A 17,638-nucleotide genomic window follows, 5' to 3' on the forward strand; every position below is an offset into this window, starting at 1 on the left:
CCCGCCAGCGGGAGTAATATTCCCGATCAGTACGGCGCGCCGTGGCGCGCCTTTTTTCATCCCGGCGCAGGGCGCCTCGCAGTCTGGACAGGATCTAGCCGTGAAATACCGCAAACTCGGACACACCGATCTCGACGTCAGCCTCATCGGCCTGGGCACCATGACCTGGGGCGAGCAGAACACCGAGGCGCAGGCTCACGAACAGTTGGACTATGCGCTGGCGCACGGCATCAACCTGGTCGACGCCGCCGAGATGTATCCCGTGCCGCCCAAGCCGGAAACCCAGGGACGCACCGAAAGCTGCATCGGCAGCTGGCTGGCCCGGACCGGACGGCGTCACGAGGTGGTCCTGGCCAGCAAGGCGGCTGGTCCGGTGCGCGACGCCAAGCGCCCCAGCCATATCCGCGACGGCAAGACCTTTCTCGACCGCAAGAACCTGACACAGGCGCTGGACGCCAGCCTCAAGCGCCTGCAGACCGATTACCTGGACCTCTACCAGCTGCACTGGCCCGATCGCACCACCAATACTTTCGGCAAGCTGGCCTACCCGTGGGTGGACGACGCCCACACCGTACCGATCGAAGAGACGCTTGAGGTGCTGCAGGATTTCGTGCGCGCGGGCAAGGTGCGCCATGTCGGCCTGTCCAACGAAACCCCGTGGGGCGTGGCGCGTTTCCTGCAGGCAGCCGAGAAGCACGGGCTGCCCAAGGTGGCCACGATCCAGAACCCGTACAACCTGCTCAACCGCATCTTCGAGATCGGCCTGGCCGAGTTCAGCCACCGCGAAGGCGTCGGGCTGCTGGCCTACTCGCCGCTGGCCATGGGTATCCTGTCGGGCAAGTACCTCGACGGGGCGCGCCCGGAGGGCTCGCGGCTCGCGCTGTTCACGCGGTTTACCCGCTACAGCAACCCGCAGGCCGAAGCCGCGGCGCGCGACTACGTGATGCTGGCGCGCGACCACGGCCTGGCGCCGGCGCAGATGGCGCTGGCCTGGGTCAACCAGCGTCCGTTCGTAAGCAGCAACCTGATGGGCGCGACCACGCTGGCGCAGTTGAAGGAAAACATCGAGAGCGTCGAGGTCACCCTGTCGGACGAGGTGCTGCAAGGCATCGAGGCCATCCACGCGCGCCAGCCCAATCCGGCGCCGTAAGGGGGCGGAAGTCGGCAGGTGCCTGTCCGCGTGGGGACAGGCACCCCGGGAGTCGGCAGGTGCCTGTCCGCGTAGGGACAGGCACCCCGGAAGTCGGCAGGCGCCTGTCCGCGTAGGGACAGGCACCCCGGAAGTCGGCAGGTGCCTGTCCGCGTGGGGACAGGCACCCCGGAAGTCGGCAGGTGCCTGTCCTCGTGGGGACAGGCACCCCGGAAGTCAGCAGGTGCCTGTCCTCGTGGGGACAGGCACCTGAGGGTTTCAGTAGGGGCGCGCGGCCGCGTTTTCGTCCAGGATGCGCAGGTACAGCGCGTAGCGGCCGGCGTCGATCTGGCCGGCTTGCAGCGCTGCCAGGACGCCGCAGCCGGGCTCGTGGCGATGGGTGCAGTTGTAGAAGCGGCAGTGCTCGATATGTGGGGCGAATTCCGGGAAGCCGCGCAGGATCTGTTCGCCGTTGAGGTGCTGCAGGCCGAACGCCTGGAAGCCCGGCGAGTCGATCAGGTCGCCGCCGGGTTCGGGCAGGTGGTAGAGCCGCGTGCTGGTGGTGGTGTGGCGGCCCATGTCCAGCGCCGCCGAATATTCGCGCGTGGCGGCCTGGGCGTGCGGCACCAGCGTGTTGAGCAGGGTGGACTTGCCCATGCCGCTCTGGCCCAGCAGCAGGCTGGTGCGCCCGGCCAGCCGTGGCGCCAGGCGCTCGTGCACCATGGCGTGGTCCTGCGCGCTCAATTCGATGACGGGTACGCCCAGCCGGCGCAGCGGCTCCAGGCGCGCGCGCGCGGCGTCCAGTCCGTTGGGCAGGTCTATCTTGTTGAGCACGATCACCGGCTCGATGTCGGCGCTCCAGGCGCCGGCCAGGGAGCGGCCGGTCAGGTCGTCCGCGAAGGTGGGTTCGACCGCCACGACGATCAGCAATTGGTCGACGTTGGCGGCGAATTGCTTGACGCGCATTTCGTCGGAGCGAAACAGCAGGTTGCGCCGCGGCAGCACGGCTTCGATGGCGCCTTCGTCGCGGCCTTGCGGGGTGATGCGCACGCGGTCGCCGACGGCCGGGCCGTTCTTCTTGCCGCGCGGAAAGCACTGCCGCAGCGAGCCGTCGGCCAGCTCCACGGTGTAGTGGCGACCGTGGGCGGCGATGATCAGGCCTTCGGCCTGGTTGCTGCTCATGCGCCCGCCATCAGGTGGCGGATGCGTACCGCGGCTGGAGGATGGCTGTCGTAGAAGGCGGAGTGCACAGGATCGGGCGTCAGGGTGGCGGCGTTGTCATCGTACAGTTTGACCAGCGCCGATACCAGCCGATCCGGCGAACTCTGGGCCGCGGCGTAGCGGTCGGCCTCGAATTCGTCGCGGCGCGAGTACCAGCTGGCCAGCGGGGTCAGCATGAAGGTGAACACCGGCACGACCAGGAAGAACAGCACCAGCGCCATGGCGTCGTTGCGTCCGCCCAGGTTGGGCAGGACGCCCAGTCCTTCGTAGAACCAGGGCTGGCGGGCCAGCCAGCCCAGCGCGGCGAAGAAGACCAGCGCGCCGGCAAAGCTGAGCGCCAGCCGCTTGATGATGTGGCGGCGCGCGAAGTGGCCCAGCTCGTGGGCCAGCACCGCTTCGATCTCGTCGCCGTTCAGGCGCGCGAGCAGGGTATCGAAGAAGACGATGCGGCGCGATTTGCCGAACCCGGTGAAGTAGGCGTTGCCGTGGGTCGAGCGGCGCGAGCCGTCCATCACGAACAGCCCGTTCAGGGCAAAGCCGCAGCGCTGCGCCAACTGGCGGATGCGGCCGGCCAGTTCGGGGTCGTTGAGCGGGGTGAACTTGTTGAACAGCGGCGCGATGAAGGTGGGATAGATGAGCAGCAGCAGCAGGTTGTAGCCCAGCCACAGGCCCCAGGCCCACAGCCACCAGTAGGCGCCGGCGCCGGCCATCAGCCACAGCACGGCGGCGGCCAGCGGCAGGCCCAGGACCAGGGCCACCAGCACGCCCTTGACGGCATCGCTGAAAAACAGGGCGGGCGTCATGCGGTTGAAGCCGAAGCGCCCCTCCAGGCGGAATTGCCGCCACAGGGTGAAGGGCAGGCCGAGCAGGCCCAGCAACAGCGGCACGCAGGCCAGCAGCAGCAATTGGCGCAGGAAGTCGTGCTGGGTCAGCTGCCCCAGCCACAGGTCGATGAACTGCAGGCCGCCCAGCAGCGTCAGCGCCACCAGGATGGCCGCGTCGTAGACGCGTTCGAGCATGCCCAGGCGCACGCGCGCGACGGTGTAGTCGGCCGCGCGCTGGTGGCTGTGCAGCCCGATGCGCGGGGCGAACTCGGGCGGGACGGACTGGCGGTTGGCCGCCACGTGGCGGATCTGGCGGGTGGCCAGCCACAGGCGCACGCCGATATCGGCCAGCAGCAGGACAACGAAGAAAAGCGTGAAAAGGGGCACGGGTGCGGTCACGGGGCAGGGGTATGCGAAAATGGTGCGTTTTAAAGGCAAATTATATGGCTGCGAACGAAAACCGCCTGGTCTGGCTCGATATGGAAATGACCGGGCTCGATCCCGAGAAAGAGCGCATCATCGAGGTGGCGGTGGTCGTGACCGAGGCCGATCTCACCGTGGTGGCCGAAGGCCCGGTGCTGGTGGTGCACCAGCCCGACAGCCTGCTCGACGCCATGGACAACTGGAACAAGTCCACCCATGGCAAGAGCGGCCTGATCGAGAAGGTCAAGGCATCGACGCTGGGCGAGGCCCAGGCCGAGCAGATCCTGCTCGAATTCCTGGCCGAGCACGTGCCCGCGGGCAAGTCGCCGCTGTGTGGCAATACCATCAGCCAGGACCGGCGCTTCATGTACGCCTACATGCCCAACCTGGAGCGCTTCTTCCATTACCGCAACCTGGATGTCAGCACCCTGAAGGAGCTGGCGCGGCGCTGGGCGCCCGCGGTCTACAAGGGATTCGACAAGAAAAGCCGCCACGAGGCGCTGGCCGACATCTACGAATCCATCGACGAACTCAAGTATTACCGCGAGCACCTGCTCAAGGTCTGAGCAGGCCGGCGCGGCATCGAACGGCAGGGCGCCATGGACATCGAGCGCGTCGAGCAGGTCCGCGCCGTCGAACGGCTGGCGCATCGTCGCGGGCTGGCGCTGATGCCGCGCGCAGGCTTGGCCGCCGCCGATTTCGTCGCGGCCCGCCTGCCGGCCGGCGCGCAGGTGCTGGCCCTGGCCGGACCGGGCAACAATGGCGGCGACGTGCTGGTGGCGGCCACGCTGCTGCAGGCGCGCGGCTATCGGGTCGCGGTCGTCATGCCCGCCGGCCCGGCGCGCCTGCCTGACGATGCGCGCCGGGCCTGGCAAGATTGGTGCGCCGCCGGCGGCCAGGCCAGCGCCGATCTGCCGGCTCATGCGCCGGCGCTGGTCATCGACGGTTTGTTCGGCATCGGCCTGGCCCGTCCGCTGGGTGGGGCATGGCAGGGGCTGATCGACCAGGTCAACGCCTGGCGCGTGCCGGTGCTGGCGCTGGATGTGCCCAGCGGCCTGAGCGCGGCCAGTGGCCAGCCGCTGGGTGATCCGCCGGGCCGCCCGGTGCGGGCCACCTGGACCCTGTCGTTCATCGGCGTGCCGGCCGCCCTGCGCGCACCGGGCGCCGCGGCCTGGTGCGGCGAACAGTATCTGTCCCTGCTTGGTTTGACGCCGGCTTTCCTGGCCGAGGCCGTCGGCCCGTGCGGGCAGGCGACGGCTACGGCCGCCCGCCGAAGCGGCCCATGATGTCGGCCTGGGCCGGCCGATAGCGCGCGTTCTCGCGGCCGGCCACGGCATCCAGGTGGCGTTCCGAGGCGTCGAAGACTTGCCAGTAGATGCGCCGGCACAGTGCGCGGGCCGCGTTGCCGGGCCAGCCGTCCGGTTCCATGGGGGGGGGCAGCTGCGGATCGTGCAGCACGATGCGCCGCCAGTTGTGCAGCAACAGCACCCGCACCGCGAAGGCCTGCGCGGGGGGGGGGGGCGGATCCAGCAGTTTTTCCACCGGGCCGAAATTGCGCGAGAACAGGCGGTATTGGTCCGCCACCTCATCGAGATTCCAGCATTGTCCCGCCAGGCTGGCGATCGGCAGGCCGCCGGCGCCGGCCAGGTCGCGCGCCGACAGCACCAGGGCCTTGTCGGGGATACCCAGCTTTTCGAGGATATCGTGCGCGGCGCGCGCTTCGGTCTGCGGGTGGGCGAACAGGCCCGGGGCCACCATGCCGAACCCTTCCCAGAGCAGTTCGCGGCGCAGCTCGCCCCGCTCGGCCAGGCCATTGTTGCCGGCGCGCGGCAGCGCCACCAGTGTCCATTCGCCGTTCCAGGCGCGCGCCGGCCCGTCATAGATGCGCTGCGAGGCGTGCGCGGTGTGGCGCAGGCCGTGTTCCGACAACAGATACAGGCTGCGCCGTCCATGGCGCTCGGATTGCAGCCAGCCCTGCGCGACCAGCCTGAACACGCTGGTGCGCAGCAGGCGTTCGTTGATGCCGATAGGGGCCAGCAGCTCGATCAGGTCGCCCAGCCAGATGGCGCCGCCGTGCGGCGCCAGCGCGTCGCCCAGCAGGCTGACGCACAGCGATTTGGCGCGGGGCGGATCGTTTTTCAGCAGACGGGAGAGAAAGCGGTCCAGCGGTGACGGAGTGCTTGCCATGTGCGGGCGTAGGCCGGGCGGATACGAGGATTCATGACATGATACATAAATCCAATGTGATACAGAAATAGGTTTGACAATGGATTTTTTGTATTAAATAATCCCATGCATGAGACGGCGGAAAGTCCGGGCGCGCCAGCGCCTGGCGCAGCCCCGCCGCAGGAGACAGATATGTACGCTCAATTGGTCGAAACCGGGGGCGGCAAGGTCAAGCATGTCGATCAGCTGGAAGGCCCCGAGCAGGCGCGCCGTATCGACGACGGGGTGCGCATCGAACCCAAGGACTGGATGCCCGAGGCCTATCGCAAGACCTTGGTGCGCCAGATTTCCCAGCACGCCCATTCCGAGATCGTCGGCATGCTGCCCGAGGGCAACTGGATCACCCGCGCGCCGTCGCTCAAGCGCAAGGCGATCCTGCTGGCCAAGGTGCAGGACGAGGCCGGGCACGGCCTGTATCTCTACAGCGCGGCCGAGACGCTGGGCGTTTCGCGCGAGGACCTGATCGACGATCTGCACACGGGCCGCGCCAAGTACTCCAGCATCTTCAACTATCCCACCCTGACGTGGGCCGATATCGGCATGATCGGCTGGCTGGTCGATGGCTCGGCCATCATCAACCAGATCCCGCTGTGCCGATGTTCGTACGGCCCCTACGCGCGCGCCATGGTGCGCGTGTGCAAGGAAGAGTCGTTCCACCAGCGCCAGGGCTACGATCTGCTGATCCAGATGTGCCTGCACGGCACGCCCGAGCAGAAGGCCATGTGCCAGGAGGCGTTCAATCGCTGGTGGTGGCCGGCGCTGATGATGTTCGGCCCCTCCGACGCCGACTCGCCCAACAGCGCGCAGTCGATGCAATGGAAGATCAAGCTGTTCTCCAACGACGAATTGCGCCAGAAAATGGTCGACCAGACCGTGCCGCAGGCCGAGTACCTGGGGCTGACGGTGCCCGATCCCGACCTGAAGTGGAACGCCGAGCGCGGCCATTACGATTTCGGCGCGATCGACTGGGACGAGTTCTACGCGGTGATCAAGGGCCATGGCCCGTGCAACCGCGAACGCCTGGCCGCCCGCGTCAAGGCGCACGAGGATGGCGCCTGGGTGCGCGAGGCAATGGCCGCCCACGCCGACAAGCAGGCGCGCCGCAAGGCGGCCTGACGGCGCCGCCGGTTTCTCCATTCCAGTTTCGGCGCGCCCAGGCGGCGCGCCAGGGATACGCATCATGAGCAAAGATTGGCCTCTCTGGGAAGTATTCATCCGCAGCCAGCATGGCCTGGCCCACAAGCATGTGGGCAGCCTGCACGCGCCCGACGCCGAAATGGCCATCAACCATGCGCGCGATGTCTATACGCGCCGCAACGAGGGCCTGAGCATCTGGGTCGTGCGCGCGTCCGACATCGTGGCCAGCAGCCCGGGCGACAAGGAGCCGCTGTTCGAACCCGCCAACAGCAAGGTCTACCGGCATCCGACGTTTTTCCCGATGCCCGACGAAATCAAGCACATGTAGGGCGGGGCGGCGAACATGGACAAGTCATTGTTTGAGTACCTGCTGCGGCTGGGCGACACCACCCTGGTGCTGTCGCAGCGCCTGGGCCAGTGGTGCGGCCACGGGCCCGTGCTGGAAGAGGACCTGGCGCTGACCAATACCGCGCTCGACCTGCTGGGCCAGGCCCGCATGTGGCTGACGCTGGCCGGCGAGGTCGAGGGGGCCGGGCGCGACGAGGACCGGCTGGCGTACCTGCGCGATGCGCCGCAGTTCCGCAACCTGCTGCTGGTCGAGCGGCCCAATGGCCACTATGGCGACACCATGGCGCGCCAGTTCCTGTTCGACACCTGGCACTACTTCCTGCTGATCCGCCTGGCCAGGTCGGCCGACGAACGCGTGGCGGCGATTGCCGCCAAGGCGTTGAAGGAGGTCACCTACCACGCGCGCCGTTCCGCCGACCTGGTGGTGCGGCTGGGCGATGGCACGGCGCTCAGCCACGCGCGGATGCAGGCGGCGATCGACGCGGCCTGGCCCTACGTGGGCGAGATGTTCGTCGACGATGCCATCGACCAGGATCTTGCCGCGCGCGGCATCGCCTGCGAGCTGTCCAGCCTGCGCGACGAGTGGCTGGCGCAGGTGCGCGAAGTGCTGGACGAGGCCACCCTGGCCATGCCGCAGGAGGACGAGGCCTTCCATCCCGCCCATCGCGGAGGACGGCAGGGGCGCCATACCGAGCACCTGGGCTACATCCTGGCCGAGATGCAGCACCTGCAGCGCGCCTATCCCGGAGCCTCGTGGTGAACGCCTTGCCCAGGGTGCCGGCCGGCCAGGTGCTGGCCTGGCTGGAAAGCGTGCCCGACCCGGAGATCCCCGTGCTGTCGGTGGTGGATCTCGGCGTGGTGCGCGACATCGGCTGGGACGGCGATACCTGCGTGGTCACCATCACGCCCACGTACTCGGGCTGTCCGGCCATGCGCGAAATCACCCACGACATCGAGACCACGCTGGCCGGCCACGGCCTGGCCAGCGTGCGGGTCGAGACGCGCCTGGCGCCGGCCTGGACCACCGACTGGATGACCGCGCGCGGCCGCGCCGCGCTCAGGCAGTACGGCATCGCCGCGCCGGTCGAGCGCGCCGTCGATATTTCCGGCATCAGCCGGCGCCGCGCCGCGCCCGCCATCGAATGCCCGCACTGCGGTTCGCTCGATACGCGGCTGATCAGCCATTTCGGATCGACCTCCTGCAAGGCGCTGTACCGTTGCGTCGCCTGCCGCGAGCCGTTCGATTACTTCAAGCCCCACTGAATGCCCGCGCCATGAGCCACAATCCATTCCATATGCTGAAGGTCGCTTCGGTGGCGCGCAACACGCGCGACGCCGTGGTGGTCACGTTCGACCTGCCGCCCGAGCTGGCCGGCGACTTCCGCTTCCGGCCGGGCCAGTACCTGACCCTGCGCACCCGCCTGGACGGCGAGGAGGTGCGCCGCTCGTACTCCATCTGTTCGGCGCCGGGCGACGGCGTGCTGCGCGTGGCCATCAAGAAGGTCGACGAGGGGGTGTTCTCCAACTGGGCCAACCACGAGCTGCAGCCCGGCCAGAGCCTGGAAGTGATGCCGCCGGCGGGCAACTTCACCGTCGACTTCGACCCGGACAACGCGCGCCACTATGTGGCGTTCGCGGTGGGCAGCGGCATCACGCCGGTGTTCTCGCTGGTGAAGTCGGCCCTGTCGGCCGAACCGCGCAGCCGCTTCACGCTGTTCTTCGGCAACCGCGCCTCGTCCTCGGTGCTGTTTCGCGAGGAAATCGAAGACCTCAAGAACCTCTATATGGAGCGCTTCTCGCTGGTCTACATCATGAGCCGCGAAAGCCAGGACATTGAGCTGTTCAATGGTCGCCTGGACGGCGATAAAGTCGATCAACTGCTCACCGCCTGGATGCGGCCCGGCGATATCGATTACGCTTTTGTGTGCGGTCCGCAAACCATGATCGAGAGCGTGGTCGAGCACCTGCAGGCGCGCGGCATGCCCAAGTCGCATATCAAGTTCGAGCTGTTTGGCGCGCCCAAGGGGCCGCGGGCGCTGCGCACCGGACGCGACGCGCCCGCCGCGCCCGGCAAGGGCCAGTGCGAGGTCACGGTTGTGCAGGACGGCCACAGCCGTACGTTTTTCATCGACAAGAACAAGGATAGCGTGCTCGATTCGGCGCTGGCGCAAGGCGTCGAGCTGCCTTATTCGTGCAAGGGCGGGGTGTGTTCCACCTGCCGCTGCAAGGTCGTCGAAGGCGAAGTCGACATGGACGCCAACTTCGCCCTGGAAGATTACGAAGTGGCGCGCGGTTTCGTGCTCAGCTGCCAGAGCTACCCGGTCAGCGATCGGCTGGTCATCGACTTCGACCAGGAAACCTGAGCCGTCCCGGCCAGCGACGCAATACAACTATTCATCACGGAGATAGCGCAGTGTCCCAAGATTTCTTTGAACGCCACCAGCCCATGTTGCAGAAAGCGCTGGAAGCCGCCGCGCAGCGCGGCTATTGGAGCCCGTTCCCCGAGTCGCCCAGCCCGCGCAATTACGGCGAAACCGCCGCCCAGGACGGCCAGGCCGCGTTCGAGGCGCTGCGCGGCAAGCCGTTCGCGCTGGACCTGCCGCAAGCCTCGGGCGCCGTGGGGGGCGAGGTCTCGCCGTTCGGCTTCGAACTGGGTATTACCTATCCGCAGGTCGCGCCCGAAGCGCTGGTCGCGGCATCGTCCAAGGCCCTGGAGCAATGGCGCCGGGCCGGGCCGCGCGCCTGGGTGGGCGTGTCGCTGGAGATCCTCCAGCGCCTGAACCGCCGCAGCTTCGAGATGGCCCACGCCGTGCAGCACACCACCGGCCAGGCCTTCATGATGGCCTTCCAGGCCGGCGGCCCGCATGCGCAGGACTGCGGCGTCGAGGCCGTGACCTATGCCTGGCAGGAAATGTCGCGCATCCCCGGGGTGGCGCTCTGGGAAAAGCCGCAGGGCAAGCACGACCCCATCAAGATGGAAAAGCGCTTCACCGTGGTGCCGCGCGGCATCGCGCTGGTGATCGGCTGCTCGACCTTCCCCACCTGGAACGGCTATCCGGGCCTGTTCGCCAGCCTGGCCACCGGCAACACGGTCATCGTCAAGCCGCATCCCGGCGCCATCCTGCCGCTGGCCCTCACCGTCCAGGTGGCGCGCGAGGTGCTGGGCGAGGCCGGCTTCGACCCCGACGTGGTGCTGCTGGCGGCGCATCCCGCCGGCGACGACACCGCGCAGCGCCTGGCGCTGGATCCGGCGGTGCGCATCGTCGACTTCACCGGCAGCAGCGCCAACGGCAACTGGCTGGAGCAGAACGCCCGCCAGGCCCTGGTGTATACCGAGAAGGCCGGCGTCAACCAGGTTCTCATCGATTCCACCGACGACCTCAAGGGCGTGGCGCGCAATCTGGCGTTCTCGCTGGCGCTGTATTCCGGCCAGATGTGCACGGCGCCGCAGAATATCTATGTGCCGCGCGACGGCATCCAGACCGCCGAAGGCCGGGTCGGCTTCGACGAGGTGGCCGCGGCGCTGGGAGCCGCCCTGGACAAGCTGGCCGGCGACCCGGCCAAGGCGGTCGAATTGACCGGCGCGGTCCAGAACGACGCGACGGTGGCGCGCATCGGCAAGGCGCGCCAGCTGGGCCTGCCGGTGCTGGCCGACAGCAAGGCGCTGGCGCACCCGCAATTCGAGCAGGCGCGCGTGCATACGCCGCTGCTGCTGCGCGCCGACGCCGGCAACGACGCGCTCGGACAGGAGTGGTTCGGGCCGATCGCCTTCGTGGTCGCCACCGATTCCACCGCCCACAGCATCGAGCTGGCCGGCGCCAGCGTGCGTCAGCATGGCGCGCTCAGCCTGTCGGCCTATACCACCGACGAGGCGGTCGCGTCCCGGGTGCAGGACATGGCCGAGCACAGCGGCGTGTCGCTGTCGCTGAACCTGACCGGCGGCGTGTTCGTGAACCAGACCGCTGCGTTCAGCGATTTCCATGGCACCGGCGCCAACCCGGCCGCCAATGCCGCGCTGTCCGATTCGGCGTTCGTCGCCAACCGGTTCCGCGTCGTGCAAACCCGCCGCCACGTTTGAGGGGGCAGCCATGACCTACCAGGACATCCTGTTCGAGCTGGCCGGCGGCGTGGCCCGCCTGACGCTGAACCGCCCGGACAAGCTCAACAGCTTCACCGCCCGCATGCACGGCGAGGTGGCCGATGCGCTCGGCCGGATCGAGCGCGAGGGCGCCCGCGTGCTGGTGCTGACCGGCGCCGGCCGCGGCTTTTGCGCCGGCCAGGACCTGAGCGAACGCCGCCCCACGGCCGACGGAGCGCCGCCCGACCTGGGCGAGACGGTCGAGAAATTCTACGGACCGCTGGTGCGCCGCCTGGCCGCGCTGCCCCTGCCCGTGGTGGTGGGGGTCAATGGCGTGGCCGCCGGAGCGGGCGCCAACCTGGCCCTCGCCGGCGACATCGTGATCGCCCGCGAGTCCGCCAGTTTCATCCAATCGTTCTGCAGGCTGGGGTTGATCCCCGACACCGGCGGGACTTTCGCGCTGCCGCGCCTGGTCGGCCGCGCCCGCGCCGCGGGCCTGGCCCTGCTGGGCAACAAGCTGAGCGCCCGGCAGGCGCAGGATTGGGGCCTGATCTGGCAATGCGTGGCCGATGACGAGTTCGACAGCGCGCTCGACGGACTGGCCGCCCATTTCGCGCAGGCGCCCACCAAGGGCCTGGCGTTCACCAAGCGCGCGCTGCAGGCCAGCCTGGGCAACGATCTGTCCACCCAGCTCGACCTGGAGCGGGACATGATGCGCGAGCTGGGCCGCAGCGCCGACTACGCCGAGGGCGTGGCGGCATTTCTCGATAAACGCGAACCGCAATTCAAGGGGAAATAATGAACGCGCATGTTCCTGCCGTAGACGTGCCCAGCGATCCGCACGAACTGGCACGCGCCGTGGGCGCCACGATGTATGCCGGCGACGCGGCGTCGCAGGGCCTGGGCATGACGGTGGTGGAAATCGCCCCGGGCTACGCCAAGCTGAGCATGCCGGTGCGCGCCGACATGCTCAACGGCCACAAGACCTGCCACGGCGGCTTTATTTTCGCGCTGGCCGACAGCGCGTTCGCGTTTTCGTGCAACTCGCGCAACGTCAGCACCGTGGCGTCGGGCTGCACCATCGATTACCTGGCCCCGGGCCTGGAGGGCGACGTGTTGACGGCGGTGGCGCAGGAGCGGTCGCTGGCCGGCCGCACCGGCATTTACGACGTGACCGTCACCAACCAGCAGGGACGCTCGGTGGCGGTATTCCGTGGCCGCTCGTACCGGATCCGCGGCCAGGTCGTGGGCGAGCCGCCGCAGGACTGAGGCGGCGCAAAGACAAGAAAAGGGCGGCCGGCAACGCGCCGCCGGCAACTGGAATTTTCAGGAGACAAACCATCATGTCCACCACCATGAGCAAGCCGGGGTTGGATCCGATCGAGCACGCCAGCCGCGACGAGATCGCGGCCTTGTAGCTGGAGCGGCTCAAGTGGACGCTCAGCCATGCCTACCAGAACGTGCCCCATTACAAGAAGGCATTCGACGCGGCTGGCGTGCACCCCGAGGATTTGCAGCAGCTGTCCGACATCGCCAGGTTTCCGTTCACCACCAAACAGGACCTGCGCGACAACTATCCCTTCGGCATGTTCGCCGTCCCGCGCGAGCGCGTGTCGCGGGTGCATGCCTCCAGCGGTACCACCGGCAAGCCGACCGTGGTGGGCTATACCGCGCGCGATCTCGACAACTGGGCCAACCTGGTGGCGCGCTCGATCCGCGCGGCCGGCGGCAAGCCCGGCGACATCGTGCACGTGGCCTACGGCTACGGGCTGTTCACCGGCGGGCTGGGCGCGCATTACGGCGCCGAGCGGCTGGGCTGCACGGTGGTGCCCATGTCGGGCGGGCAGACCGAGAAGCAGGTGCAGCTGATCAACGACTTCCGGCCCGACATCATCATGGTCACGCCGTCCTATTACTGCAATATCCTGGAGGAACAGCGCCGCCAGGGCATGGACCCGCGCCAAAGCTCGCTGCGCATCGGCATTTTCGGCGCCGAGCCCTGGACAGGGCAGATGCGGGCGGACATCGAGGCCGAGGGCGGCATCGACGCGGTCGATATCTATGGCCTGTCCGAAGTGATGGGGCCGGGCGTGGCCAGCGAATGCGTCGAAACCAAGGATGGCCCGGTCGTGTGGGAAGACCATTTCTATGCCGAGATCGTCAATCCGGATACCGGCGAGCCGGTGGCCGACGGCGAACCGGGCGAGCTGGTGTTCACATCGCTGACCAAGGAAGCGATGCCCATCATCCGCTATCGTACGCGCGACCTCACGCGCCTGCTGCCGCCCACCTCGCGCAGCATGCGCCGCATCGGCAAGATCACCGGCCGCAGCGACGATATGCTGATCGTGCGGGGCGTGAACCTGTTTCCGATCCAGGTCGAGGAGCTGGTGCTGAAGATCGCCCAGCTGGCGCCGCACTACCAGTTGGTGCTGTCGCGCTCGGGCAACCTGGACGAGCTGGAAATCCTCACCGAGGTACGCGCCGAATTCTCCACCCTGACCGAGGCCGAGCGCGCCGGCCTGGGCAAGCAGCTGCAGCATGCGGTCAAGTCATACATCGGCGTCAGCGCCCGCGTGCAGGTTGCCGACACGGGCTTCGTCGAGCGTACCCTGACGGGCAAGGCGCGGCGCGTCATCGACAAGCGGCCGCGCTGATCGCGGCGGGTTCGCAGGGCGCAACGCCGGCCGCCATGGCCGGCGTTGCCGTTTCAGGGGTAGACGACCGAAAAGCCCACGTAGGTGGTCAGCATGGTCGCCTCGACCTCTCCACTGGCCTTCTTCACGTAGCCGGCCAGGTATTGCAAGGTGAACGATTTCTTCGCCTGGCCGGCTTGCATGGTGCCGGAAAATGCCGCGGCATGCTGGTTGGGCTCGGTCTCGCCCATGGGAATCTGCTTGCCGTTCAGGTTCATCAGCCGGATCTGCACCCCCTTGGCTTCGGTCACACCACTGGGCGGCGATTTGAGCAGCGTTGCGGCGTCGACGTACCAAGCCTGCTTATAGGCTTTCAGATCCTTGGTGCCGTAATCCGGTGGTGGGGCCGGGCTCGAAGTACAGCTTGAGAGTGTTGACGGTGGTCGGGCAGTCCTTCAGCTTGATATCGAAGCGAGTGCGCCCCGCCACGTCGCCGGCGTTCTTCAGCGCGCTCTTGGAGATCGTGGGCAGGTGCACGACCTTGATGTAACCGGGGCTCGGGTCCTCGATCGTGCAGGTCTGGTCGGTGATCGTGCCGGTAATGACAATGGTGCCATCGTCGGCATGCGCCGCGAAGGCAAGGGCGAGGGCACCAGCGCAGACCGAGGCGCGAAGAACGGAGGATTTTGCTTGCATACGGCCAATAGGCGGCGCAAAGCGCCGTACATGAATCGAAGTGCAAGCATTTTAGAAAGTGCGGGGGGGGGCTTACTTTTGTATAGGACTTATCCTTATCAAGCCCCGCGCCTCATATCTAAGGATAGATGACCGAAAAGCCTACCTAAGTGGTTATCGCGCTTGCAGAAATTGTGCCTGTGGCTTTCTTCACATAGGCGGCCAGATAGCGCAAGGTGACTTCCTTCTTGTCCTGTTGCCCGGTTTGCGCGACCGGATCGAAGCCGCGCGCATTCTGGCCCGCGGCGTTTTCGCCCATGGGAATCTGGGTGCCATCCAGGTTGGCGATACGGATCTGCACTCCTTCCGCGACCTGGCCGGCAACAATGTTGCTGTTGGCGGTGTAGGCCAGCTTGTAGGCGGTCAGGTCCCTGGTGCTGTAGTCGGTGGTCGGACCGGGCTCGAAGTACAGCTTCACGCCATTGCCCAGCGATTCGGGGCAGTTCTGCAGCTTGATGGAAAACGGCGTCGCGCCGGCGGTATCGCCGGTCTTCTTGAGCGCGCTTGTCGAGATCTTGGGCAGATGCACCACCTTGATGTGATTGGGCTGCGGCGGATCCACGACCTCGCAGGTGTTGTCGACGATGTTGCCGGTGATCACGATCGTGCCGTCGTTGGCATGGACGGCGGTGTGCAGGCCCAATGCGCTGGCCAGGCAGGCCAGCGCCAGCCCACGGTGGCGGCGAAAGTGCTTCATGCTGGTATTGGCGCAAGCGCGCCGGAATTACGGAGGAAGCAAGAATATTAGAGGTGGTCGGGGGGGCTGATCGGTGTGTAGGAACCCACCTCATTTTCGGGCGGCCTGCTTAAGGATAGACCACGGAAAAACCCACATAAGTGGTGATGGCGCTGGCCTGGATGTCGCCATCCGCTTTTACGTACGAGGCGAGGTAGCGCATGGTCACGGTGCGTTTGTTGGTGTCGCCGGTTTGTTCCACGGGATTGAACCCCTGTGCGCGCTGGTTGGTGACGTCGACGCCCATCGGGATTTTGCTGTCGTCTAGGTTGGAGATCCGGATTTCCACGCCGGTGGCGGGAGTTGCCGCAACGATGCTGTTGAGCGGGGTGGCCTTGGGGTTGGTGGCGTAGGCCAGCTTGTACGCCTTGAGATCGCCGGTGGCGTAGTTGGTGGTGGGACCGGGCTCGAAATAGACCTTGACGCCGTTGCCGAGATCGGCCGGGCAGTCTCTCAGGCTGATCGTGAATGGCGTGCGGCCGGCCTGGTCGCCTTTGACCTTCAATGCGCTCTTGGAGATTTTGGGTAGCTGTACGACCTTGGTGTGATTCGGGTCTGAGGGGTCCTCGATGATGCAGGTGGTATCGGTGATGGCGCCGGTGATGACGATCGTGCCATCGTTGGCATGGGCGGGAACCTGGAGGACCAGGCCGGCGGCCAGAAGCGCCGCCTTGAACTGGATGGAGGAAAATTCTTGCTTCACGTGATAAATCTCTATGTCGCTAAGGATGCGATTACAAGAATATTAAAAGTTGACTGAGGTCCGGGCTGTTGGTCGTGTGGGATTTATATGAGGATGGCCTGCGCCTATTCCTAGGCGCAGGCGCGGGGGGCGTATGGGACTAGCGGCCATAGACCAGGTCGCGAAGGCCCAGCGACAGGCCGGGCCAGTAAGTAATGACCAGCAGGCACGCGACCACCACGCCGACGAACGGGACCAGCGGCCGGACCAGGCGCTCCAGCGGCAGCTTGGCGACCGCGCAGGCGGCGAACAGGTTGACGCCGAAGGGCGGAGTGATCATGCCCAGTGCCAGGTTCACCACCATGATGACGCCGAAGTGGACCGGCTCGACGCCGAACTTCATGGCCACGGGCAGCAGCAGCGGCGCCAGCACCACCACCGAGGCCGAGGTCTCGATGAACATGCCGATCACGAACAGCGCCGCGTTCACGCCCATCAGGAAGGTGAAGTGGTTGTCGAACAGCTGGCTCAGCCATACGCCCAGCGCGTCCGGGATGCCGGCGCGGTTGAGCAGGAAGCTGAAGACGCCCGCGTTGGCGATCACGAACATGATGACCGCGGTCGAGATCACCGAGCGATGCAGGGTGGTCGAAATGAGGCCGAACGACAGGCGGCGGTAGACCAGCCAGCCTATCAGCACCGCGTACATGACCGCGACCACCGACGCCTCGGTGGGCGTGAACACGCCGCCGTAGATGCCGCCCAGGATGATGACCGGCATCAGCAGGGCCAGCCAGGCCCGCTTGAACGCCTGCCACACCGGCAGGCGGCCCGCGCCGTCCTGCTTGCCCAGGCCATTGCGGCGCGCGTACAGCCATACATACAGCATCAGCGCCAGGCCGATCAGCACGCCGGGCATGACGCCTGCGATGAACAGCTCGCCGGTGGAGGTGTCGGTGGACACGGCGAACAGGATCATGGGAATGGACGGCGGAATGATCACGCCGAGCTCGGCCGCGCTGGCCTGCAGCGACGCGGCGAACGGCGCCGGGTAGCCGTGGCGGACCATGGCCGGAATCAGGATCGCGCCCACCGCGAAGGTGGTCGCCACGCTGGAGCCGGCCACCGCCGCGAAGATCATGCAGGTCAGCACGCAGGTGCACGCCAGGCCGCCCTGTATGCCGCCCACCAGGCTCTTGGCGAATTCGACCATGCGCTCGGAGATCCCGCCGGCCTCCATCAGGTTGCCGGCCAGGATGAAGAAGGGAATGGCCACCAGCGGGTATTTGTCCAGGGCCGCGTAGATCTGCTGCGCCACCACCAGCCAGGGCAGGCCGCCCACCGACACGCCGGTCAGGGCCGCGATGCCGATCGCCACCGCGACCGGCACCGACAGCCCGAAGAAAATCAACATCGAGAGAATCATCAACTGCGACATGATGGACAGCCCAGGTTGCTCGAAG

Annotated in this window: 17 protein-coding genes and 2 pseudogenes; 12 read left to right on the forward strand and 7 right to left on the reverse strand. The window is 67.0% G+C overall.

Annotation, left to right across the window (positions count from 1 at the left end; all coding sequences use genetic code 11):
* The first annotated feature begins 100 nt into the window (after nucleotides 1–100).
* Entirely contained in the window at nucleotides 101–1,150 is a 1,050-nt protein-coding gene (locus LK409_RS06270; RefSeq protein WP_010930118.1) for an NADP(H)-dependent aldo-keto reductase, read from the forward strand.
* Between the two features lie 258 nt (nucleotides 1,151–1,408).
* Here LK409_RS06270 and rsgA read toward each other — a convergent pair whose 3' ends face one another.
* Nucleotides 1,409–2,311: a ribosome small subunit-dependent GTPase A gene (gene rsgA / locus LK409_RS06275; RefSeq protein ID WP_003813309.1), complete on the reverse strand. Its 903-nt coding sequence runs from the start codon at nucleotides 2,309–2,311 to the stop codon at nucleotides 1,409–1,411.
* Nucleotides 2,308–3,573, reverse strand: coding sequence for a M48 family metallopeptidase (locus tag LK409_RS06280; RefSeq protein WP_015039491.1), 1,266 nt, complete (start codon nucleotides 3,571–3,573; stop codon nucleotides 2,308–2,310). The genes rsgA and LK409_RS06280 overlap by 4 nt, the downstream gene beginning before the upstream one ends.
* Nucleotides 3,574–3,617: 44 nt before the next feature.
* Here LK409_RS06280 and orn point away from each other — a divergent pair, with 44 nt between their 5' ends.
* Together orn and LK409_RS06290 are read left to right on the forward strand one after the other, a co-directional pair.
* Nucleotides 3,618–4,163 (forward strand): oligoribonuclease, encoded by a 546-nt coding sequence (gene orn, locus LK409_RS06285; RefSeq protein WP_003813303.1) that lies wholly within the window; start codon nucleotides 3,618–3,620, stop codon nucleotides 4,161–4,163.
* A 33-nt stretch (nucleotides 4,164–4,196) separates the two neighbouring features.
* On the forward strand, nucleotides 4,197–4,883 hold the full coding sequence (locus LK409_RS06290; protein WP_010928142.1) for an NAD(P)H-hydrate epimerase: 687 nt from the start codon (nucleotides 4,197–4,199) through the stop codon (nucleotides 4,881–4,883).
* Here the strand turns inward: LK409_RS06290 and paaX are convergent.
* Nucleotides 4,855–5,784 carry a phenylacetic acid degradation operon negative regulatory protein PaaX gene (gene paaX / locus LK409_RS06295; protein ID WP_010928143.1) on the reverse strand — a complete coding sequence of 310 codons (930 nt, stop codon included), beginning with the start codon at nucleotides 5,782–5,784 and terminating at the stop codon, nucleotides 4,855–4,857. The genes LK409_RS06290 and paaX overlap by 29 nt on opposite strands.
* 171 nt (nucleotides 5,785–5,955) lie before the next feature.
* On the opposite strand from paaX, the gene paaA reads away from it, so the two are divergent.
* The 9 genes and pseudogenes from paaA (at nucleotide 5,956) to paaK (ending at nucleotide 14,043) form a co-directional block, all read left to right on the forward strand.
* Entirely contained in the window at nucleotides 5,956–6,939 is a 984-nt protein-coding gene (paaA, locus tag LK409_RS06300) for a 1,2-phenylacetyl-CoA epoxidase subunit PaaA (RefSeq protein ID WP_010928144.1), read from the forward strand.
* Between the two features lie 64 nt (nucleotides 6,940–7,003).
* Nucleotides 7,004–7,288, forward strand: a complete 285-nt coding sequence (gene paaB / locus LK409_RS06305) for a 1,2-phenylacetyl-CoA epoxidase subunit PaaB (protein ID WP_010928145.1) — start codon at nucleotides 7,004–7,006, stop codon at nucleotides 7,286–7,288.
* Between the two features lie 15 nt (nucleotides 7,289–7,303).
* Entirely contained in the window at nucleotides 7,304–8,068 is a 765-nt protein-coding gene (paaC, locus tag LK409_RS06310) for a 1,2-phenylacetyl-CoA epoxidase subunit PaaC (protein WP_003813293.1), read from the forward strand.
* On the forward strand, nucleotides 8,065–8,571 hold the full coding sequence (paaD, locus tag LK409_RS06315; protein ID WP_003813291.1) for a 1,2-phenylacetyl-CoA epoxidase subunit PaaD: 507 nt from the start codon (nucleotides 8,065–8,067) through the stop codon (nucleotides 8,569–8,571). Before paaC ends, paaD begins: the two co-directional genes overlap by 4 nt.
* A gap of 11 nt (nucleotides 8,572–8,582) precedes the next feature.
* The gene (paaE, locus tag LK409_RS06320) at nucleotides 8,583–9,671 is read left to right on the forward strand and encodes a 1,2-phenylacetyl-CoA epoxidase subunit PaaE (RefSeq protein WP_003813290.1); all 1,089 of its coding nucleotides are present in this window, start codon (nucleotides 8,583–8,585) and stop codon (nucleotides 9,669–9,671) included.
* Between the two features lie 50 nt (nucleotides 9,672–9,721).
* The gene (paaN, locus tag LK409_RS06325) at nucleotides 9,722–11,386 is read left to right on the forward strand and encodes a phenylacetic acid degradation protein PaaN (RefSeq protein WP_010928146.1); all 1,665 of its coding nucleotides are present in this window, start codon (nucleotides 9,722–9,724) and stop codon (nucleotides 11,384–11,386) included.
* A gap of 10 nt (nucleotides 11,387–11,396) precedes the next feature.
* Nucleotides 11,397–12,185: a 2-(1,2-epoxy-1,2-dihydrophenyl)acetyl-CoA isomerase PaaG gene (gene paaG / locus LK409_RS06330; protein WP_010928147.1), complete on the forward strand. Its 789-nt coding sequence runs from the start codon at nucleotides 11,397–11,399 to the stop codon at nucleotides 12,183–12,185.
* Complete coding sequence (paaI, locus tag LK409_RS06335) at nucleotides 12,185–12,655, forward strand: hydroxyphenylacetyl-CoA thioesterase PaaI (RefSeq protein WP_003813284.1); 471 nt, start codon at nucleotides 12,185–12,187, stop codon at nucleotides 12,653–12,655. Before paaG ends, paaI begins: the two co-directional genes overlap by 1 nt.
* Nucleotides 12,656–12,729: 74 nt before the next feature.
* Nucleotides 12,730–14,043, forward strand: a pseudogene (gene paaK / locus LK409_RS06340) (phenylacetate--CoA ligase PaaK).
* 53 nt (nucleotides 14,044–14,096) lie between these two features.
* On the opposite strand, the pseudogene LK409_RS06345 reads toward paaK, so the two are convergent.
* The 4 genes and pseudogenes from LK409_RS06345 to LK409_RS06360 form a co-directional block, all read right to left on the reverse strand.
* A pseudogene (locus tag LK409_RS06345) lies at nucleotides 14,097–14,718 on the reverse strand (fimbrial protein).
* Between the two features lie 145 nt (nucleotides 14,719–14,863).
* Entirely contained in the window at nucleotides 14,864–15,454 is a 591-nt protein-coding gene (locus LK409_RS06350; protein ID WP_010928149.1) for a fimbrial protein, read from the reverse strand.
* A gap of 109 nt (nucleotides 15,455–15,563) precedes the next feature.
* Complete coding sequence (locus tag LK409_RS06355; RefSeq protein WP_010928150.1) at nucleotides 15,564–16,196, reverse strand: fimbrial protein; 633 nt, start codon at nucleotides 16,194–16,196, stop codon at nucleotides 15,564–15,566.
* Between the two features lie 139 nt (nucleotides 16,197–16,335).
* On the reverse strand, nucleotides 16,336–17,613 hold the full coding sequence (locus LK409_RS06360; protein ID WP_010926811.1) for a TRAP transporter large permease: 1,278 nt from the start codon (nucleotides 17,611–17,613) through the stop codon (nucleotides 16,336–16,338).
* Nucleotides 17,614–17,638: the final 25 nt, after the last annotated feature.

It is taken from the genome of Bordetella parapertussis, assembly GCF_020735925.1.
In the GTDB taxonomy this organism is placed as follows: domain Bacteria; phylum Pseudomonadota; class Gammaproteobacteria; order Burkholderiales; family Burkholderiaceae_B; genus Bordetella; species Bordetella pertussis.